Source organism: Streptomyces sp. NBC_00358 (assembly GCF_036099295.1).
Lineage (GTDB): Bacteria > Actinomycetota > Actinomycetes > Streptomycetales > Streptomycetaceae > Streptomyces.
On record NZ_CP107976.1, the window covers coordinates 2,767,980 to 2,787,417 of the forward strand.

General features: G+C 72.0%; 16 protein-coding genes. 5 read left to right on the plus strand and 11 right to left on the minus strand.

The features are described from left to right. Positions 1-430 precede the first annotated feature (430 nt). Together OHT01_RS11405 and OHT01_RS11410 are read left to right on the plus strand one after the other, a co-directional pair. A complete protein-coding gene (locus OHT01_RS11405; protein ID WP_328553032.1) occupies positions 431-1,660 on the plus strand; it encodes a trypsin-like serine peptidase in 1,230 nt (409 codons plus the stop codon). 214 nt (positions 1,661-1,874) lie between these two features. Beyond that, the gene (locus OHT01_RS11410) at positions 1,875-3,059 is read left to right on the plus strand and encodes a trypsin-like serine peptidase (RefSeq protein ID WP_328553033.1); all 1,185 of its coding nucleotides are present in this window, start codon (positions 1,875-1,877) and stop codon (positions 3,057-3,059) included. Between the two features lie 252 nt (positions 3,060-3,311). Here OHT01_RS11410 and hflX read toward each other — a convergent pair whose 3' ends face one another. The 6 genes from hflX to miaA all read right to left on the minus strand — a co-directional run bounded on the left by hflX (position 3,312) and on the right by miaA (position 11,845). Beyond that, positions 3,312-4,808 carry a GTPase HflX gene (hflX, locus tag OHT01_RS11415; protein ID WP_328553034.1) on the minus strand — a complete coding sequence of 499 codons (1,497 nt, stop codon included), beginning with the start codon at positions 4,806-4,808 and terminating at the stop codon, positions 3,312-3,314. 274 nt (positions 4,809-5,082) lie between these two features. Then, positions 5,083-6,579, minus strand: a complete 1,497-nt coding sequence (locus tag OHT01_RS11420; RefSeq protein ID WP_328553035.1) for a M1 family metallopeptidase — start codon at positions 6,577-6,579, stop codon at positions 5,083-5,085. Positions 6,580-6,755: 176 nt separating this feature from the next. Then, positions 6,756-8,951 carry a RelA/SpoT family protein gene (locus OHT01_RS11425; RefSeq protein WP_328553036.1) on the minus strand — a complete coding sequence of 732 codons (2,196 nt, stop codon included), beginning with the start codon at positions 8,949-8,951 and terminating at the stop codon, positions 6,756-6,758. Positions 8,952-9,199: 248 nt separating this feature from the next. Next, complete coding sequence (gene dapF / locus OHT01_RS11430) at positions 9,200-10,069, minus strand: diaminopimelate epimerase (RefSeq protein ID WP_328553037.1); 870 nt, start codon at positions 10,067-10,069, stop codon at positions 9,200-9,202. Between the two features lie 190 nt (positions 10,070-10,259). Continuing rightward, positions 10,260-10,799 carry a hypothetical protein gene (locus OHT01_RS11435; RefSeq protein ID WP_328558086.1) on the minus strand — a complete coding sequence of 180 codons (540 nt, stop codon included), beginning with the start codon at positions 10,797-10,799 and terminating at the stop codon, positions 10,260-10,262. Positions 10,800-10,906: 107 nt separating this feature from the next. Next, a complete protein-coding gene (miaA, locus tag OHT01_RS11440; protein WP_328553038.1) occupies positions 10,907-11,845 on the minus strand; it encodes a tRNA (adenosine(37)-N6)-dimethylallyltransferase MiaA in 939 nt (312 codons plus the stop codon). A gap of 233 nt (positions 11,846-12,078) precedes the next feature. Between miaA and OHT01_RS11445 the strand changes: the two genes are divergently transcribed. Next, on the plus strand, positions 12,079-12,321 hold the full coding sequence (locus OHT01_RS11445) for a gliding motility protein (protein WP_328553039.1): 243 nt from the start codon (positions 12,079-12,081) through the stop codon (positions 12,319-12,321). A 24-nt stretch (positions 12,322-12,345) separates the two neighbouring features. After that, on the plus strand, positions 12,346-12,600 hold the full coding sequence (locus tag OHT01_RS11450; RefSeq protein WP_328553040.1) for an antitoxin: 255 nt from the start codon (positions 12,346-12,348) through the stop codon (positions 12,598-12,600). Between the two features lie 378 nt (positions 12,601-12,978). Here OHT01_RS11450 and OHT01_RS11455 read toward each other — a convergent pair whose 3' ends face one another. The 4 genes from OHT01_RS11455 to OHT01_RS11470 form a co-directional block, all read right to left on the minus strand. Then, entirely contained in the window at positions 12,979-13,725 is a 747-nt protein-coding gene (locus OHT01_RS11455; protein WP_328553041.1) for a class III extradiol dioxygenase subunit B-like domain-containing protein, read from the minus strand. A 135-nt stretch (positions 13,726-13,860) separates the two neighbouring features. Next, on the minus strand, positions 13,861-15,387 hold the full coding sequence (miaB, locus tag OHT01_RS11460) for a tRNA (N6-isopentenyl adenosine(37)-C2)-methylthiotransferase MiaB (RefSeq protein WP_328553042.1): 1,527 nt from the start codon (positions 15,385-15,387) through the stop codon (positions 13,861-13,863). Positions 15,388-15,497: 110 nt separating this feature from the next. Next, positions 15,498-16,376 carry an alpha/beta hydrolase gene (locus tag OHT01_RS11465; protein ID WP_328553043.1) on the minus strand — a complete coding sequence of 293 codons (879 nt, stop codon included), beginning with the start codon at positions 16,374-16,376 and terminating at the stop codon, positions 15,498-15,500. Positions 16,377-16,474: 98 nt separating this feature from the next. Further along, positions 16,475-16,921 carry a MazG nucleotide pyrophosphohydrolase domain-containing protein gene (locus tag OHT01_RS11470; RefSeq protein ID WP_328553044.1) on the minus strand — a complete coding sequence of 149 codons (447 nt, stop codon included), beginning with the start codon at positions 16,919-16,921 and terminating at the stop codon, positions 16,475-16,477. A gap of 81 nt (positions 16,922-17,002) precedes the next feature. Between OHT01_RS11470 and OHT01_RS11475 the strand changes: the two genes are divergently transcribed. Beyond that, positions 17,003-18,001, plus strand: a complete 999-nt coding sequence (locus OHT01_RS11475; RefSeq protein ID WP_328553045.1) for a TAXI family TRAP transporter solute-binding subunit — start codon at positions 17,003-17,005, stop codon at positions 17,999-18,001. A gap of 26 nt (positions 18,002-18,027) precedes the next feature. On the opposite strand, the gene OHT01_RS11480 is transcribed toward OHT01_RS11475, so the two are convergent. Next, entirely contained in the window at positions 18,028-19,437 is a 1,410-nt protein-coding gene (locus OHT01_RS11480; protein ID WP_328553046.1) for a sensor histidine kinase, read from the minus strand. Position 19,438 lies beyond the last annotated feature (1 nt).

The following is a 19,438-nucleotide window of genomic DNA, read 5'->3' on the forward strand; positions in this document are numbered from 1 at the left end:
ACCGGCCGGGACGCGGCCGAAGTGCGGCGTCCCGGCACGGCGACCGGGGCCCGGGTCCGCCTCCGCGGCCCCTCGATGCCATCGGTCGCCGGTCTCGGCGCGGCCCGCACGAGGACGACGGGCACGGAGGAGCCAGAGATGACGGAGGAGCCAGGAGTGATGGAGGAGACGGCGGTGACGGAGGAGCCAGGGGACACAGAGGAGGAGACGGCGGCACGGAAGGCAGTACGGCCGACCGCTGGTCACACGCCGTCAGGGCAGCGGCCCCGGCGGACCACCCCCCGTAGCTGAACCGTTGCCGTTCCGTCGGACGTCCCCCATAGGGACCGCATAGTGTTTGATGCCGTTCGGCCGGACCGAACCAGCCGCTCGGGCGCCCGCACACGCACGCGCACCGCACAGTTCCCATACGTCCAGGGGGAGTTACACCATGCGATCCATACGCCCGCCCTTCGCCGCCCGTCGAGGCAGGAGCGCGCGCCGCAGAACGTCCCCCGTCCTGGCCGCCGTCGGACTCGCCGCGGCCCTCACGCTGACCGCCACCGCCTGCGACTCGGGCGGCGACACGGCGAGCGGTCGGCCGACCGCCTCCGCGTCCCAGGGCGGCGACGGCAAGATCCAGATCCCGGACGACATCAAGAACAAGCTCAAAGAGCACGGCATCGACGTCGACAAGTGGAAGCGCGGCGCCTGGAAGAACTGGGACCGGCGCGAATGGCTGCGCCAGGCCGACGACTTCATCAACCCGATCATCAAGGGCCTGTGGGACCCGGCCCGGATGCGCGGCGCCGACGACCCGGACAGGAACAAGGGCGTCGACGACACCGATCTCACGGGTGACCAGGGCGTCACCGACCCCGAACCGGCCCCGGTGACGGCACGGGCCGTGCGGACGTCGTACCACGCCAACGTGCCCGAGGCGGGCAAGGTGTTCTTCGACTCCCCCGAGGGCACGATGGTCTGCTCGGCGACGGTGGTCGAGGACCCGGCGCACCCGGGCAAGTCCAACCTGGTGTGGACCGCGGGCCACTGTGTGCACGCCGGCAAGAAGGGCGGCTGGTACCGCAACATCGCCTTCGTGCCCTCGTACAACGACTCCGGCAGGACGGCGGCGCAGTTGGAGAGCGCACCACGCCAGGAGGTCGCTCCGTACGGCGTGTGGTGGAGCGACTGGGCGCAGACCTCGGACCAGTGGATCGAGCAGGGCGGTTCCACGGGCGGCCAGGGGGCCTCGTACGACTACGCCGTGCTGCATGTGAAGCCGGAGAAGGGCAACGGCGGCAAGTCCCTTGAGGAGACGGTGGGTTCGGCGCTGCCGGTGAACTTCAACGCTCCGGCCGTGCCCAAGGTGTCGAGCATCACGGCGACCGGCTACCCGGCCGCGGCGCCGTTCGACGGCCAGAAGCTGTACCAGTGCACGGACAAGCCGGGGCGGCTGTCGGTGGCGCAGGCCGACCCGACGATGTACCGCATCGGCTGCACCATGACCGGCGGCTCCTCGGGCGGTGGCTGGGTGGCCGCGGGTTCGGACGGCAAGCCGGCGCTGGTGTCCAACACCTCCATCGGCCCGGTCAAGTTCGGCTGGCTGGCGGGTCCGCGACTGGGCTCCGTGGCCAAGGGCGTGTACGACTCGGTGAGCGCGAAGTTCGCCGGGCGCTGACGCCCGGGACGCAAGCCGGGCAGTGACGCGCACGACGTAACAGGGTTCGGACGGACGGCGGCGGGAACGGGGCACGGGAACTGCCACCGGCCCGCCGCCGTCCGTTCCCAACAGGGGGCGGGCCCGGTGGGGTGCCGCGTTCGGCCGGGTTCCCCGGCACGTCGCCCCACGCCCGACCGGCACGGACACAGAGCTTCAACCGGGGGGTACACCCATGCGTTCCTCAGGACGGCGTCCCGCAGTCCTCGCCGCCACCGGCCTCATGGCCGCCCTGGCGCTCACCGCGACCGCCTGCGGTTCCGGTGGCGACGGGCCGGGCGGCGGGTCCACCGTCTCCGCGTCGCGGGCATCGGGCGGTGGCGACGACACCATCCGGATTCCGGACGACATCAAGGACCGGCTCAAAGAGCACGGCATCGACGTCGACCGGTGGAAGAAGGGCGCCTGGAAGAACTGGGACAAGGACAAGTGGCTCAGTGAGGCCAAGGACTTCGTCAATCCGGTGATCGACGGTCTGTGGAAGCCCGCGCGGATGAAGTCCGCCAAGGACCCGGACAAGACGATCTCCGCGCAGGACGCGGCGGCCGACCAGGGCGTCAGCGATCCGGAACCGGCTCCGGTCGCCGCCCGGGCCGAGCGGACGCCGTACCACGACCACGCGGCGCCGGTCGGGAAGGTCTTCTTCGACTCGCCCGAGGGCTCGATGGTCTGCTCGGGCACGGTCGTGAAGGACGTGAACCATCCCGGCAGGTCCAACCTCGTGTGGACCGCGGGCCACTGTGTGCACGCCGGCAAGAAGGGCGGCTGGTACCGCAACATCGCCTTCGTGCCGTCCTACAACGACCAGGGCCGGTCCGCGGCCGAGCTCGGCGGCGCCACCGCCTCGGAGATCGCGCCGTACGGCCAGTGGTGGGCGGACTGGGCCTCGACCTCCGACGAGTGGATCGTCGGCGGGGACGAGACGGGCGGTGCGGGCGCCCCGTACGACTACGCCGTGCTGCACGTGAAGCCGGAGCAGGGCGCCAAGTCCCTGGAGGAGACCGTCGGGAACGCGCTGGACGTGGACTTCTCCGCGCCGTCCGCCCGGGACGCCGGCACGATGGGCGCCTGGGGCTACCCGGCCGCGCCGCCGTACGACGGCCTCAGCATGTTCAAGTGCGTCGACCGACCGGGCCGTCTGTCGCTGAGCCCGGCACTGCCCACGATGTACCGCATCGGCTGCACCATGACAGGCGGTTCGTCGGGCGGCGGCTGGTTCCGGGTCGTCGACGGCAGGACCGAGCTGGTCTCGAACACCTCGATCGGTCCGGCGGCCCACACCTGGCTGGCGGGACCGCAGTTGGGCAAGGGCGCGCAGGCGCTCTACGAGCGGATGAGCAAGGAGTACGGCGGCCGGTAGGCGGCCGCACCGACTAACGCCCGCCAAACGCGCCCCGGGGCCGGTGCGGACACCCGCCCACGCACACCCCGCGCCGGTACGGATGCACGCCCACACGCGCCCCGCGCCGGTGCGAGCGCCCGCCGACACGAACCCGCGTCGATCAGGACAGCCGCCGAGGCGCGCGCCAACGGCGAAGGCCCGCCCCCTCCGCGGGGGCGGGCCTTCGTGCGTCCGGAGCGCTCGCTCACCGGCGGGCGTCCGCGGTGGTGCCTATCGGAGTGCGGGGGCCGGGACGAACGGTGCGAGGTCCGCCGCCAGCTCCTCGTGGACGCGCAGCTTGAGCAGCGTGCCCTCCCCGGTGTGCTCCTCGGAGAGCACCTCGCCCTCGGTGTGGGCGCGGGCGACCAGTTTGCCGTGCGTGTACGGAACGAGCGCCTCGATCTCGACCGAGGGGCGCGGCAGCTCGTTGTCGATGAGCGCGAGCAGTTCGTCCATGCCCTGGCCGGTGCGCGCCGAGACCGCGATGGAGCGCGTCTCGATCCGCATCAGCCGCTGGAGCACCAGCGGGTCCGCCGCGTCCGCCTTGTTGATCACCACGATCTCGGGGACCTTGGTCGCGCCGACGTCACGGATGACCTCGCGCACCGCGGCCAACTGCTCCTCCGGAGCCGGGTGCGAACCGTCCACCACGTGCAGGATCAGGTCGGAGTCGCCGACCTCCTCCATCGTGGAGCGGAACGCCTCGACCAGGTGGTGCGGCAGGTGGCGCACGAAACCGACCGTGTCGACCAGCGTGTACAGCCGTCCGCTCGGCGTCTCGGCCCGGCGCACGGTCGGGTCGAGGGTCGCGAACAGGGCGTTCTCGACGAGGACGCCCGCGCCGGTGAGGCGGTTGAGCAGGGACGACTTGCCGGCGTTGGTGTAGCCGGCGATGGCGACCGAGGGCACCTTGTTGCGACGGCGCTCCTGGCGCTTGATCTCGCGGCCCGTCTTCATGTCCGCGATCTCCCGGCGCATCTTCGCCATCTTCTCGCGGATACGGCGCCGGTCCGTCTCGATCTTGGTCTCACCGGGACCACGGGTGGCGAGGCCGCCGCCCTTGCCGCCGCCCATCTGACGGGACAGCGACTGACCCCAGCCGCGCAGCCTCGGCAGCATGTACTGCATCTGCGCGAGCGCGACCTGCGCCTTGCCCTCTCGGGACTTGGCGTGCTGGGCGAAGATGTCGAGGATCAGGGCCGTACGGTCGATGACCTTGACCTTGACGACGTCTTCCAGGTGGATGAGCTGGCCGGGGCTCAGCTCACCGTCGCAGATCACGGTGTCGGCGCCGGTCTCGATCACGATGTCCCGGAGCTCGTTGGCCTTGCCGGAACCGATGTACGTGGCCGCGTCGGGCTTGTCCCGGCGCTGGACGACGCCGTCGAGCACGAGGGCTCCGGCGGTCTCCGCGAGCGCGGCCAGCTCGGCGAGGGAGTTGTCCGCGTCGCGGATGGTCCCCGTGGTCCAGACGCCGACGAGGACGACGCGCTCCAGACGGAGCTGTCGGTACTCGACCTCGGTGACGTCCTCGAGCTCGGTGGACAGGCCCGCGACGCGGCGCAGGGCCGCCCGCTCGGAGCGTTCGAACTGCTCGCCGTCCCGGTCTCCGTCGATCTCGTGGCTCCAGGCGACGTCCTCTTCCATCAGGGCATCGGCCCGAAGACCTTCGGGGTAGTTCTGCGCGGAGTTCTGCGCGTCCTGGGAAGGGGAAGAAGAGGAGGTCATTGGATCCTTACGTAGGTGGGGAGAGCCGCGGGCCGACGAATGCCGTCCGTCACAGGGAACAACGTCCGGGGCCACCGGGAGATTCCCGGTTCCGGCCGGGCCAACCCTCCGAGGGGGGCCGCGCCGCCGACTGGAAGATGGTCGCACGGTGCGGCCCGTCCCGTCACTCGACTTATCGGGACCGGCCGGACCCCGCGGGGATCACTCCCGCGGGGGGTCACGGTGCGTCCGGTCCCGTCGGTGGGCGGGCCGCCGGGCGTCGCTTCCTCAGGCCTCAGGCGCCCTTGCGTGCCTTCGGGGCGTCGCTCTTCCAGTCCGGATGCCCCGGCATCGGCGGTGTCTTCTTGGCGTACAGCCACTCCTTGAAGAACCCGCTCAGATCGCGAGCCGCTACGGCGGAGGCGAGGTCCTCGAAGTCGGCCGTCGAGGCCACACCGTCGCGGTTGACGCTCACCCACGTCCGTTCCAGGCGCTCGAAGGCCGGGCGCCCGATCGTCTGGCGCAGCGCGTACAGGGCCAGGGCCGCGCCGTCGTAGACGTTCGGCCGGAAGATGCTGATCTTGTGGCCGGGCTCGGGTGCCTTGGGCCTGGCGGGCGGCCCGCCGGTGGCGCGCCAGGAGTCGGACAGCCGGTAGGCGGCCTTCATCCGCTTCTCCATGGGCTTGTGCGCCTTCTCCTCGGCGTACAGGGCCTCGTACCAGGTGGCGTGCCCTTCGTTGAGCCACACGTCGGACCAGGTGCGGGGGGTGACGCTGTCGCCGAACCACTGGTGCGACAGCTCGTGCACCATGATCGACTCGACGTACCACTTCGGGTACGCGGGTTCGGTGAAGAGCTCCTTCTCGAAGAGCGACAGCGTCTGTGTCTCCAGCTCGAAGCCGGTCTGCGCCTGGGCCATCAGCAGCCCGTAGTTCTCGAAGGGGTAACGCCCGACCTTGCTCTCCATCCAGGCGATCTGGCCGGGCGTCCTGCGGAGCCACGGTTCGAGCGCCGCGCGGTCGCCGCTGGGGATCACGTCCCGTACGGGCAGTCCGTGCGGGCCCCGCCGGTGGAGCACGGTGGAGCGGCCGATGGACACCTGGGTCAGCTCGGTGGCCATGGGGTGCTGGGTCCGGTACGTCCAGGTCGTGGCCCCGCGGGCCCGGTGGGTGCCCTCGGGCAGGCCGTTGGCGACGACCGTGTAGGCGTCGGGGGCGGTGACGTGGACGGTGAACATCGCCTTGTCGGAAGGGTGGTCGTTGCAGGGGAAGACCAGGTGCGCGGCGTCGGCCTGGTCGGCCATCGCGAGCCCGTCCTTGGTCCGTACCCAGCCGCCGTCCTGGCCCTTCGCGCTGACCGGATCGCTCGTGTGACGCACGGTGATGTGCAGCGGGCTCCCCGCGGACAGCGGTTCGGCGGGGGTCACCACCAGGTCGTCGCCCGCCCTCGCGAAGTCGGCCGGGGCTCCGTCGACGTCGACCGAGAGCACCGTTCCGTGCGCGAAGTCGAGGTTGACGCGGTCGAGCGGGGCGGTGGTCAGGGCGTCGATCGTGGTGACGGCCGTGAGCGGCTTGTCGTTGCTGCCGCCGTAGGTGAAGTCGAGGTCGTACGACTCGACGTCGTACCCGGGGTTGCCGAGGGTGGGGAAGAGGCGGTCACCGACCCCCAGGGGCACGGCCGGGTCCGGGGCACTCGCGGCGATCAGGCAGACGGAGACGGCCGAGGCGAGCAGGGCCGCCGTGACGCGGCGGCTCCTCGGACGTGCTGACGTGGGGGTGGGGTTGAGCGACATGGACCACGGCTACCAGCGCACGCGGGTTCCGCGCCGCCGACTCGCGCCCGTCCCACCCGAACGGGTCGGTCCTCGGACTCATTGGGGCCAGCTTGCGGCAGTCCGTGCCCGTCGCCGGATGCCTTGTCCCTACGGGGCCGCCGTCGCCCGGTGTCCGCGGGGTGGCGGCCGCCGGCCTACTGGGCGGCCGTCGCCGGATGCTGGGCCCGGCTGACGTCGTACACGCCGGGCACGTTGCGCATCGCCCGCATCAGGCCCTGGAGCCGGGCCGCGTCGGGGAGTTGGAGCGTGTAGGTGTGGCGGACGCGCTGCTGGCTGGGGGGTTCGACGGTCGCCGAGACGACGGCGACCCCCTCCGCCGCGATGGCCTCGGTGAGGTCGGCGAGCAGATGCGGGCGTCCGAAGGACTCGGCGACCAGGGTGACGCGGCACTCGGTGGTGTCCCCCCAGCGCACACCGACCTCCGGGCGCCCCGCGCTCTTCATGCGCGCCGCTCCGGCGCACTCCACGCGGTGCACGGTGACCACTCCCCCGCGGACGGCGAAGCCGGTCACCTCGTCGGGCGGTACGGGCGTGCAGCAGCCGGCCATGCGTACGGACGCTCCGGGCGGGTCGGCGACGGCACTCGCGGGGCGGGAGAGCTGCGCCTCGGCGGGACGCGCCGGGGCCTCGGCGGGCGGCCTGGGGCCCGTCGCGGAGGTCCCGGACGTCTCCTCGTCGCCGGGTGCGGGATGCGTCGCCATCCAGCGCTGGATGGCGATCCGCGCGGCGGCCGTGTGCGCGTGCTCCAGCCACTCCCTGGACGGCTCGGAGGCGGGGTCCTGGCCCATCAGGAGCTGGACGGTGTCGCCGTCCTTCAGGACCGTACTCAGCGTCGCCAGACGGCCGTTGACGCGGGCGCCGATACAGGCGTGCGCGTCCTCGCCGTACTGCGCGTACGCCGCGTCGACGCAACTGGCGCCCTCGGGAAGGCCCAGCGAGCCCCCGTCGGCTCGGAAGACGGTGATCTCCCGGTCCTGGGCGAGGTCTTCGCGGAGCGTCGACCAGAACGTGTCCGGGTCGGGGGCGCCCTGCTGCCAGTCGAGCAGCCGGGAGAGCCAGCCGGGGCGGGTCGGGTCGGCGCGCTCGCCGTCGAAGGGGCGCTCCCCGCCGCCGTCCGGCTGGTCCTCCGACGGCGGCGCGTAGGGATTGCCGAGCGCGATGACGCCGGCCTCGGCGACCTTGTGCATCTGGTGCGTGCGGATGAGGACTTCGGCGACCTGGCCGTCGCCCCGGGTGACGGCCGTGTGCAGCGACTGGTACAGGTTGAACTTGGGGACGGCGATGAAGTCCTTGAACTCCGAGACCACCGGGGTGAGACAGGTGTGCAGTTCGCCGAGGACGCCGTAGCAGTCCGCGTCCTCGTTCACGAGGACCAGCAGACGTCCGAAGTCGGCGCCGCGCATCGGACCGCGCTTGCGCGACACCCGGTGCACGGAGACGAAGTGCCTTGGCCTTATGAGGACTTCGGCCTGGATACCGGCATCGCGCAGGACCGTGCGCACCTCCTCCGCGATCTCCGCGAGGGGGTCGTCGTCGCGGCCCGCGTTCGCCGCGATCAACTCCCGGGTGTGCTCGTACTCCTCGGGGTGCAGGATCGCGAAGACGAGGTCTTCCAGTTCGCTCTTGAGCGCCTGGACACCGAGGCGCTCGGCGAGCGGGATGAGCACGTCCCGGGTCACCTTGGCGATCCGCGCCTGCTTCTCCGGGCGCATGACGCCGAGGGTCCGCATGTTGTGCAGCCGGTCCGCGAGTTTGATGGACATCACCCGGACGTCGTTGCCCGTCGCGACGAGCATCTTCCGGAAGGTCTCCGGTTCGGCGGCGGCGCCGTAGTCGACCTTCTCCAGCTTGGTGACGCCGTCGACCAGATAGCAGACCTCGTCGCCGAACTCCGCACGTACCTGATCCAGTGTCACTTCCGTGTCCTCGACGGTGTCGTGGAGCAGGGAAGCGGTCAACGTCGTTGTCTCGGCGCCGAGTTCGGCGAGGATCAGGGTCACGGCGAGCGGATGGGTGATGTACGGCTCGCCGCTCTTGCGCATCTGGCCGCGGTGCGAGGACTCCGCGAGCACGTAGGCCCGGCGCAGGGGCTCCAGTTTGGCGTCGGGGTGGTACGCGCGGTGGGCCTCGGCCACATGCCCGATCGCGTCCGGCAGCCGGTCGCGGGTCGCGGGCCCGAGCAGTGCGGCCCGCCCCAGCCGGCGCAGGTCGATCCGGGGACGCGACTTCCTGCGGTGCGCCGGGGGCACCTCCGGCTCCAGCGACGCCGAACGCTGGGGGGCGGGCGTTGCAGGGCCTGGCGTCGCGGGATTCGTCGCCTCCGCACTCATGGGCACCTCCGGCTGCGTAAGACCGGCGGACGGGTGCCCCATGGCGTACTCGGCTCAGGGGATGGTGTCGATCCCCCGTCCGGGCCGGTGCTTGATGCTACCGACCCCACCACGCCCGGTTGACCGCCTCTCGCCGAGCGTGAAACGGATCACCCATTCGAGCGAAGGTTTTGGGGTTTACGATTTCGAATTTCTGGAAGGGACGGCATGCACGTACGACGTCCGACCCATGACGTCGGCCGCACGGTTCAGCGCAGGGCGCCGTCCAGCCACTCCGCGTCGATCTCGCCCTCGGCGACGATCACCGCGGGACCGGTCATCTCGATCTCGCCGTCGGCGCTCTCGGTGATCACCAGGCGTCCGCCGGGCACGTCCACGGTGTAGGTCGCCGGGGTGCCGGTCACGGCGGGGTCGGCTTCGTCGCGGCGCGCCGCGGCGACCGCCACGGCACACGCGCCCGTGCCGCAGGAGCGGGTCTCGCCGGAGCCGCGTTCGTGGACCCGCAGGGCGACGTGCCGGGGCCCCCTGTCGACCACGAACTCGACGTTGACGCCGTCCGGGTACGCCGCGGCCGGGCTGAACGGCGGCGGAGTGAGCAGATCGCCGGCGTGCGCGAGGTCGTCCACGAAGGCGACGGCGTGCGGGTTGCCCATGTTCACGTTGCGCGCGGGCCAGGTGCGCTCGCCCACGCTCACCGTGACCTCTCCCTCGGGGAGGAGCGCCTTGCCCATGCCGACGGTGACGTCTCCGGTCTTGGCGATGTGCACGGTCTTCACGCCCCCGCGCGTGGCGACCGCGCTGTCTCCTTCGGCCACATATCCGGCACGGTGGAGGTAGTGGGCGAACACGCGCACTCCGTTGCCGCACATCTCGGCGACCGAGCCGTCGCCGTTGCGGTAGTCCATGAACCACTCCGCCTCGGCCGCCATGCCCTTGGCCTCGGGGTGCGCGGCGGACCGTACGACGTGCAGCAGACCGTCGCCACCGATGCCCGCGCGGCGGTCGCACAGAACGGCGACGGCGGTGGGAGGCAGGTCGATGACGTTCTCCGGGTCCGGGATGATCACGAAGTCGTTCTCGGTCCCGTGCCCCTTGAGGAAGGCGATCCGCGTGCTCATTCCTCGATCGTACGGGTTCGGTACGACAGCCGGTCGGCGCGGGGCGGTGCCTCGGCGCGGGTCCGGTACGACGGCCGGTCGGCGCGGGGCGGGTGCCGGTACGTCATGTCCGTCCGCGTCCGGCGAGAACCCCGCCGGGTCCGTGTCCTGGCGAACGGGTCCCGTGTCCCGGCGGATCGGGCCGGTGGGGTCAGCGCAGCCGGGCCACGCGCCACACGGCGAGCACCGCCACCGCGGCGAGGACCACGACGTACGCGATCACCACCCGCCAGTCGGCGCGCCGGCCTGAGCCGCGCTGCGGGAAGCCGGGCAGGGCGTAGCCGACCCGGCGGGCGGCCATCATTCCCCAGCCGGCGGCGCACAGGCAGATCAGCAGGCCGAGCATGGCGACCACCGCACCGCCGTCGCCGAATTCGAAGGCGAGCGGGAAGGCGAACATCAGGGAGCCGGTCGTGGCCAGCGCCACGATGGGCGCGAGCTGCCAGATGCGCAGCAGCCGCTGCGGGCGCAGCTCGACCTCGACCTCCGGTTCCGGGGACATCGCGCCGGGTTCGGGACCGTCGGCGATCACCCCGCCGGGGGTGTCCTCGGGGCCGTCGGAGCTCAGGCGCTCCGCGCCCAGCTCGGGTTCGACTCCGGGATCGGCGTCCGGACCGATGCCCGGACGGTCTCCGTCCGGATCAGCGCCGTACTCGGTTCCCCGTGCGGTGTCGCGAGGGCCGGCCTCCATCGCCACGCGCCCTCCCAACTCGGATTTCACTGGTCGATCGAAGCTTGATGATGGCACGGCGCCGGAGGCCCGGATGACGGCCGGAGCGTCCCGATGCCATGACGTGATCAGGCTGTGACCGGTCGTTCGACCAACGCCAGTGCGAGTTCCGGGAGTTCTGTGAGATCCGCCGCAGCCCCACTGAGCCAATGCACCCGCGGGTCGCGTCGGAACCATGAATCCTGACGGCGCGCGAAGCGCTTGGTGGCGCGAACGGTCTCGGCACGGGCGTCGTCCTCGGTGCACTCCCCGGCGAGCGCCGCGAGGACCTGCTGATAACCGAGCGCGCGTGACGCCGTACGCCCCGCGCGCAGGCCGTGCGCCTCCAGGGTGCGCACTTCGTCGACGAGCCCGGCCTCCCACATCCGGTCCACCCGGCGCGCGATGCGCTCGTCGAGCTCGGGGCGCGCCACGTCGACACCGATCTGGAGGGTGTCGTAGACGGAGTCGTGGCCGGGCAGATTGGCGGTGAAGGGCTTTCCGGTGATCTCGATGACTTCGAGGGCGCGGACGATGCGGCGGCCGTTGCTGGGCAGGATCGCGTGCGCGGCCTCGGGGTCGGCCATGGCGAGGCGCGCGTGCAGGGCTCCGGAGCCGCGCAGGGTGAGCTCCTCCTCCAGGCGGGCGCGGACCTCGGGGTCCGTTCCGGGGAACTCCATCTTGTCGACGGCCCCGCGCACGTACAGTCCGGAGCCGCCGACCAGGATCGGCCAGCGCCCCTCGGCGAGCAGCGCGTCGATCCGGGCGCGGGCGAGCCGCTGGTACTCGGCGACGCTGGCGGTGACCGTCACGTCCCAGATGTCCAGGAGGTGGTGCGGGACGCCGCCCCGCTCGTCGGGCGTCAGTTTGGCGGTGCCGATGTCCATCCCTCGGTACAACTGCATCGAGTCGGCGTTGACGACCTCGCCTCCGAGACGCCTGGCGAGGAAAACGCCCAGATCGGACTTTCCTGCCGCGGTCGGTCCGACGACGGCGATGACCCGGGGGGTGGGGGGTGCGCTGCTCACGGTCCCAGTCTCGCAAACACCGGGGCCTCTCCTCCAACGAGCGACGTGACGCGACGGGTCCGGGTTCGTTGCCTGTTGCGAGGTCCCGGCCACCGGTCCAGAGAACCGGCGATCCGGGTGACGCAATGGGACGCACCGGGCGACGCGGAATTTCGCCCCCACGAGTAACGTATGGAGCGGATATGGGTGTTTTTGAACGGCTTCTCCGGAGGTCGAAGGCTACGGAGGAGGCGGTGACCGCCGACGGGCAGGCCACCGCTCAGCCGGCCGCCACCGAGGCGCAGGTGGCCGTGGAGGGGGAGCAGGCGGCCGTGGAGGGGAAGGGTTCGTCCGAGCACGAGGGCGACGGCGACGGCGACGGCGAGGCGACGGCGGCGAGCGCCGAGGCGGCCACCACGGAGGACGTCGACATCCCCAAGCAGCAGACCGCCGAACAGGCCGCCGACAACGACGCCGGCAAGGGCTCCCGCACGTAACTGTCCCGCGAGGGAAGGCGAACCATGGGTCTGATGGACAATCTGAAAGCCAAGCTGGAGCCCGCCAAGGACAAGGTCTCCGGGCTCGCGCAGCAGCACGGGCACAAGGTCGCCCACGGCCTCGACAAGGCCGCGAAGGTGGTCGACGAGAAGACCAAGCACAAGTACAGCGACAAGATCCAGACGGGCACGGGCAAGGCGAAGGACGCCATGGACCGCCTCGCGCACAAGGACGGCGGCGGAGCCGCGAGCCCGTCGGCCCCGCCTCGGACGCCCTGAACAGCCCCTTCATCGGTGGACGGCCGCGAAGCGCTCAGGCTGCTTCCGGCCGTCCGCCGTGTCCGCACCGACGCGCCTGACGACCCGTCCGGACCGGATTCCTCCCCCCGCAGGCGTGCGGGCCCGTACGGTCCATGCAGGCCCGCTCTGACGGGTCTGACGGGTCTGACGGGTCTGACGGGTCAACCTCGCCCGTCCGGGACACCACGGCGGGCGGCGTGTCCGGGGCGGTGCGGCTCTGACGGAGTGTCCCCGCCCGTACGGCCGACGGGGAGTTCGTACCCGGAAGCCGGCGCAGAGGTCGTAGGTCGCGCGCGCCCGCGCACCGGACTTCATGCCTGTGCGGCCCGACGGGCCGCGGCTGTCCCGGCGCGGCCGCTACGACCAGGCCGCCACCACGTAGCCCACCCCGTACGGAGCGTCGTCGTAGAGCAGCGCACCGCCGAGCCCCGCGCCCGCGGCCGCGCCCGCGAGGACCTGCCAGGGGGCCCGCCCGGCAACCTTCAGCTCGTGCGCCAGAGCGGTGTCCAGTGTCTTGAGTGCCTCGACGTCCGCGGACCCGAGAGCCCGCGCGATCTCCGCGTCGAAGTCCGCCGCGCGCTCGTCGAGATAGCCCGGCGCCTTGAGCGTCCTGCACGCGCTGGCGTCACCCATCACCAGCACGGCCACCCGCTCGGCCCGCCCGCCGATGTGCTCCCCCGCCTTGATGCACCGCTCGGTCTCCAGGGGTTCCCCGACGCCGAGCCCCTCCACCGGGGCGTCGGACCAGCCGGTGCGCTCCAGCAGCCAGGCGGCGACGGCGAGGGAGGGCGGCAGCTCGCGCTCCGCGGCCTCGCGGTTCTCGGCCGAGTCGGGGCCTGCGTCCGCCGCGGCCGGGCGGCCCAGGCGGACGTCGAGGTCGACGCCGAAGCCGCTGAAGGAGCCGCGCGTGCCTTCGGGATGGGGCCCGCGACCGCTCTCCTCGGCGGGGCCGACGACGACGAGCAGGTCGGGACGGGAGGCGGCGAGCACGCCGAGCGCGTCCGTGCACGCCGTGCGCGCGGCGTCCAGCTCGGGTGCCGCTCCGGCGGCGACGTCGGGGACGAGCAGCGGAGGACAGGGGCAGACTGCGGCGGCTACAAGCATGGGCCGCAGCGTAACGCCGTACAACGACGATCCGCCCCGGACCCGCGCGGACGCCGCGGGCCCGTCCCCACCTGCTCCCGGGCCCCGTCCCCCTGCGTCTCCCTGTGTCTCTGTGGCCTCTGTGTCTCTGTCCCGTCAGTCGCAGCCGCAGCCGCTGCCCGTGGCGACCGGCAGCGGCTCCGGGGCGCCGATCTTCGGCAGGCCCAGCATGACGCCGGCCGGCTTGACGGCCTCGGCGGCGTTGCGCTTCTCCCAGGCGTCCCCGGCGCGCGTACGGCGCACGTCCAGGACGGCGCCCTCGGCGAGCAGGTGGTGCGGGGCGGCGTACGTGATCTCGACGGTGACCACGTCGCCGGGGCGGACCTCTTCGCCGGGCTTGGTGAAGTGGACCAGCCGGTTGTCGGGGGCGCGGCCGGAGAGGCGGTGGGTGGCGCCGTCCTTGCGGCCCTCGCCCTCGGCGACCATCAGCTCCAGGGTGCGGCCGACCTGCTTCTTGTTCTCGCTCCAGGAGATCTCCTCCTGGAGGGCGACGAGGCGCTCGTAGCGCGCCTGGACGACCTCCTTGGGGATCTGCCCCTCCATGGTCGCCGCCGGAGTGCCGGGGCGCTTGGAGTACTGGAACGTGAAGGCCGCCGAGAAGCGGGCCGCGCGGACCGCGTGCAGGGTCTGCTCGAAGTCCTCCTCCGTCTCACCGGGGAAGCCCACGATGATGTCGGTGGTGATCGCCGCGTCCGGGATGGCGGTCCGGACCTTCTCGATGATCCCGAGGAACCGTTCCTGTCGGTACGACCGGCGCATCGCCTTCAGGACGGTGTCCGAGCCGGACTGCATCGGCATGTGGAGCTGCGGCATCACGTTCGGCGTCTCGGCCATGGCGGCGATCACGTCGTCGGTGAAGTCGCGCGGGTGCGGCGAGGTGAAGCGGACGCGCTCAAGACCCTCGATCTTCCCGCAGGCGCGCAGCAGTTTGCTGAAGGCCTCGCGGTCGCCGATGTCGCTGCCGTAGGCGTTGACGTTCTGGCCGAGCAGGGTGATCTCGGAGACACCCTCGCCGACCAGGGCCTCGATCTCGGCCAGGATGTCGCCGGTCCTGCGGTCCTTCTCCTTGCCGCGCAGCGCCGGGACGATGCAGAAGGTGCAGGTGTTGTTGCAGCCGACGGAGATCGACACCCAGGCCGCGTACGCGCTCTCGCGGCGGGTCGGCAGCGTGGAGGGGAAGGCCTCCAGGGACTCGGCGATCTCGATCTGCGCCTCTTCCTGGACGCGGGCGCGCTCCAGGAGGACCGGCAGCTTGCCGATGTTGTGCGTGCCGAAGACGACGTCCACCCAGGGCGCCCGCTTCACGATCGTGTCGCGGTCCTTCTGGGCGAGGCAGCCGCCGACGGCGATCTGCATGCCGGGGCGCTTCGTCTTCATCGGGGCGAGGCGGCCGAGGTTGCCGTAGAGCTTGTTGTCGGCGTTCTCGCGTACGGCGCAGGTGTTGAAGACGACGACGTCCGCGTCCCCGTCGGAACCCTCGGCCGCCCGCACGTAACCGGCGCCTTCGAGGAGCCCGGAGAGCCGTTCGGAGTCGTGGACGTTCATCTGGCACCCGTAGGTGCGCACTTCGTACGTCTTGGATTCCTGAACGTCCACTGCCTGACTCCGGTCGCCGCTGCTCATGTGACAAGGGTAGGCGGTAGCCGGAGTGCGTCCGGACGCCGGAGCCCTCGCCCCCTGCACCCGTCACGCGACGTGCGGCGTCCGGTACCCGGCGTGCGGTCCCCGGCCGGTCACCCGCCCAGTGCGGCGAACCGCTCCGCGACCGTTCCCGCGGGCGCTCCGAGCAGGATCGTGTAGTGGTTGGAGCCCTCGATCAGCTCGGCGGGGAGGCAGCCGGACCGGCCGGTCCACCGCTCGACGACGGACGCCCGCAGCATCGGCGGCTCCTGGCCGAGCATTCCGAGCGGCGCGTGCAGCAGCAGTGCCGGGACGGAGAGCCGCGTGAGGTCGGCGGCGAACAGATCGGCGGAGGTCAGCAGATCACGCCCGTCGTGTCGTACGGCCTCCTCGCGCGCCTTCGAGCGCCGGGCACCCCGGGGACCGGTGAGGTCGTAGCGCACGTAGCGCTCGATGTCCGCGTTCCAGTGGGGGCCGAGCGCCGGATGCGCGCGGAAGAAGTCGACATAGGCCCCGTCGGTCCCGAACGTCCGGCCGAGGCGGGCCAGCGCGGGACCGAGGGTGTCGTCGAGGACGGCGTCGAGGTCTGCTCCGGGTGGCACGGGAAGGGGCAGCCCGCCGTCGACGAGCAGCAGCCGGTCGAAGAGCTCCGGACCGCGCGCGGCCGCCCGCAGCGCGATGTACGCGCCCATCGAGTGCCCGGCCAGCGCGACCGGACCGGCCGCGCCCAGGTGTTCCGCCAGACGGCACAGATCCAGGGCGTGCCGGTCGAGTCCGTACGGGCCCGGGTTTCCGGCGCTGCCGCCGCGGCCCCGCAGATCGGGCGCGAACAGGCTCCACTCGCCGGGGAGTCGGCGGGCCATGGCACGGAAGGACATCCCGGACCCGGTGATGCCGTGCGCCGCGAGAGCGATCCGCGGCCCCCGGCCGAACCTCAGGACACGGAGCGTTCCGCCCTCGACGGGCAGATCGAGTTCGGCGGGCTCGTTCATGCGCTCTCCTGGTCGTCGCTGACGGGCGTCCGGGCGGTGGCGGTGGCCGTGCGGTGGCGGTGGCCGTGCGGCGCCCCTCCTGGGGGCGCCCCCGGGTGTTACGCGTCCGGAGCGCTCCACCCCTGCCGGCGCAGTACCTCCGACACGTCCGGTGCCCGATAGTGCTCGCCCTTGAGGACCTTGCCGTCGTCCCTGCGGACGACGTGCCCGTCGGGGCCCAGCTTGGTCATGTTGGCCCGGTGGATCTCGGCGATCACCGCGTCGAGGTCGATCCCGTGGACGAGGGCCGTGCCGTACGCCACGTAGACGACGTCGGCGAGTTCGTGCGCCAGCCGGTCGAGCGGGCCGTCGACCGAGACCTCGGCGACCTCGGCCGCCTCCTCGGCCAGCAGTTCGCCCCGGTGCGCGGCCAGTTCCGGGGAGACCTCGGTCGGTGCGGGGCGGACATCGAGGCCGAAGGCGAGATGGAACGCACGGACCAGGGCGGCCGGGGAGGCTGCCGGGGCCGTGGACGGCGGGATCCGCGACGGGGAGGACGGCTGCATCCGGCGAGCCTACCGATCCGCCGGGACCCCTGGCGGGCCCGGCCCTGGCCAGGACCGCCGCGGGCTGGCAGGATCGCGCGCATGTTCCAGGCACTCCCCCGTATCGGCCGGCGCCGCGCGCTGTTCGGCTCGACGGCCGTTCTCGCGGTGGTCGGGCTGCTGCTGTGGTGGCTGCTGCCGCTGGGCGAGGAGTCCCCGAGCGGGACGATCACCTTCAGTACGGGCACCCGGACCGGGGTCTACCAGATGTACGGCAAGCTCCTCCAGGGCGCCATCGCCAAGGACATGCCCCACCTGAACGTGAAGCTGGTGAGCAGCGACGGATCCCAGGAGAACGTCCGGCGGGTGGCCACGGGCGAGGCCGACTTCACCATCGCGGCGGCCGACGCCGTGGAGACGTACATCCTGCAGAACAAGCCGGGATCGGGGCGGCTGCGCGGCTGCTCGCGGCTCTACGACGACTATGTGCACCTGGTGGTCCCGCGCTCCTCGCCGGTGCGGTCCGTGGCGGACCTGAAGGGCAAGAGGGTCGCCGTCGGACCGGGCGGTTCCGGGGTGCGCCTGATCGCGGACCATGTGCTCCAGGCGGCGGGTCTCGACCCCGACACGGACATCAAGCCCTTCGCCGACGGCATCGCGACCATGCCCGACCTGCTTGAGCACCACAAGATCGACGCCTTCTTCTGGTCGGGCGGCCTGCCGACGAACGCCGTTCAGGAGCTCTCCAAGGCCGACGCCGTCCGGCTGGTGCCGATCGGCAGCGACCTCGTCGAGAAGCTGCACGAGCAGGGCGGCGCGTCCCGCTACTACCGGTCCGCCGTGATGCCCGCCGACGCCTATCCCAAGGCGCAGCGGGGCTCGTCAGTGCAGACCCTGGCCGTGGCCAACTTCCTGATCACCCGGGAGGACGCGGACCCGAAGCTCACCGAGGACCTCACCCGCACGGTGATCGCCAGCCGCGACCACATCGGCGACGTGGTGCACGCGGCCCAGCTGGTGGACGTGCGCACGGCGATCTACACGGACCCGCTGCCCCTGCACGAGGGCGCGAGCCGCTACTACCGGTCGATCAAGCCTTAGCCGTACGGCCCGGCGCCACCGGGATCTCAGACCGCCGGCCCCGACCTCGGTACCGTCACCGTCACCCGCAGGCCGTGCGGTTCGTTGCGGCCGTACGCGATGGACCCGCCGCCCGCGGCGAGCAGCGCCCGCGAGATGGAGAGGCCGAGGCCCGAGCCCTTGACGTTCTGGTGGGCCGCGCTGCGCCAGAACCGGTCGCCGATGCGGGCCAGGTCCTCGTCGCCGAGGCCGGGGCCGCCGTCGGTGACCACGACGGTCGAGGACTCGCCGTTCGAGGCGACCGCCACCTCGACGCTCTCCCCCTCCGGGGTGAACTTGACCGCGTTGTCGATGACCGCGTCCAGGGCGCTGGACAGCGTGACGGGGTCGGCCCACGCGGTGACCGGCGGGCAGTTCCCCGCGAGGCGCACGCCCCTGCTCTCGGCGACCGGCTGCCAGGACGCCACCCTCTCGGCCGCCAGCGCGCCGATGTCGGTGAGGCGCACATCCGCCTCGGCGTGCTCGGCGAGCGCCAGGTCGAGCAGGTCGTCGAGCACCTGGGTGAGGCGCTTGCCCTCGGTGCGGACGGAGGCGATCTCCTCGTTGCCCTCAGGGAGTTCGAGGGCGAGCAGCTCGATCCGCAGCAGCAACGCCGAGAGCGGGTTGCGCAGTTGGTGCGAGGCGTCGGCGACGAAGGCGCGCTGCTGCTCCAGCACGTCCTCGACGTTGTCCGCCATCTCGTTGAACGACCGGGCCAGGCGCTGGAGTTCGGGCGGCCCGCCGGCGGGCGCGACCCGGGACTTGAGGCGGCCGGTCGCGATGTCGTGGGTGGTGGCGTCGAGAACGCGTACGGGTTTGAGCACCCATCCGGTCAGCCGCAGCGCGGCACCGAGCGCGAGGAGCATCGCGGCGATCTCGCCGGCACCGATGATCAGCCAGCCGTGCAGGGTCTTGGAACGCATCTGGCCGGTGGGCGAGTCGGTGACGACGACCGCTATGACATCGCCGTCCCTGATGACCGGGGAGGCGACCACGAGACGGTGATGCTGCCAGGGCCAGACCTGCTGGGGGTCGTGGCTGCGGCGGCTGACGAGCGCCTCGTCGAAGGCGTCGCGGGCCACGCCGGCCTTGGGCAGGAGCCAGTGGTCCGGCGCGTCGGCCATGGGATTGTCGTTGCGGTAGAAGACGCCCGCCCGGATGCCGTACACCTCGTAGTAGCGGGCCAGTTCGGTGCGCAGGGTCTCGCGGCGTTCGTCCGGGTAGCCCCCCTGGGAGCCGCCACTCGGGGGCTCGGTGACGTACTGGGCGAGGGACGCGAAGCGTGCGGTGTCGTCGATGCGGTCGACGACCACGCGCTGCTGCTGCGCCGCCGCCACGCTCACCGCGAGCGGGACGCCGAGCGCCAGCAGTACGGCTGCCATCAGGACGATGAGCAGCGGGAGAAGACGTGTGCGCACC

Excerpts from the sequence above, each read along its gene's own strand:
- OHT01_RS11405 (WP_328553032.1), top strand. The coding sequence starts at position 431 with ATGCGATCCATACGCCCGCCCTTCGCCGCCCGTCGAGGCAGGAGCGCG.
- dapF (WP_328553037.1), bottom strand. The coding sequence starts at position 10,069 with ATGAGCACGCGGATCGCCTTCCTCAAGGGGCACGGGACCGAGAACGAC.
- OHT01_RS11450 (WP_328553040.1), top strand. The coding sequence starts at position 12,346 with ATGGGTCTGATGGACAATCTGAAAGCCAAGCTGGAGCCCGCCAAGGAC.
- OHT01_RS11470 (WP_328553044.1), bottom strand. The coding sequence starts at position 16,921 with ATGCAGCCGTCCTCCCCGTCGCGGATCCCGCCGTCCACGGCCCCGGCA.
- OHT01_RS11475 (WP_328553045.1), top strand. The coding sequence starts at position 17,003 with ATGTTCCAGGCACTCCCCCGTATCGGCCGGCGCCGCGCGCTGTTCGGC.
- OHT01_RS11435 (WP_328558086.1), bottom strand. The coding sequence starts at position 10,799 with ATGGAGGCCGGCCCTCGCGACACCGCACGGGGAACCGAGTACGGCGCT.
- OHT01_RS11465 (WP_328553043.1), bottom strand. The coding sequence starts at position 16,376 with ATGAACGAGCCCGCCGAACTCGATCTGCCCGTCGAGGGCGGAACGCTC.
- miaB (WP_328553042.1), bottom strand. The coding sequence starts at position 15,387 with ATGAGCAGCGGCGACCGGAGTCAGGCAGTGGACGTTCAGGAATCCAAG.
- OHT01_RS11410 (WP_328553033.1), top strand. The coding sequence starts at position 1,875 with ATGCGTTCCTCAGGACGGCGTCCCGCAGTCCTCGCCGCCACCGGCCTC.
- OHT01_RS11425 (WP_328553036.1), bottom strand. The coding sequence starts at position 8,951 with ATGAGTGCGGAGGCGACGAATCCCGCGACGCCAGGCCCTGCAACGCCC.
- OHT01_RS11420 (WP_328553035.1), bottom strand. The coding sequence starts at position 6,579 with ATGTCGCTCAACCCCACCCCCACGTCAGCACGTCCGAGGAGCCGCCGC.
- OHT01_RS11455 (WP_328553041.1), bottom strand. The coding sequence starts at position 13,725 with ATGCTTGTAGCCGCCGCAGTCTGCCCCTGTCCTCCGCTGCTCGTCCCC.
- hflX (WP_328553034.1), bottom strand. The coding sequence starts at position 4,808 with ATGACCTCCTCTTCTTCCCCTTCCCAGGACGCGCAGAACTCCGCGCAG.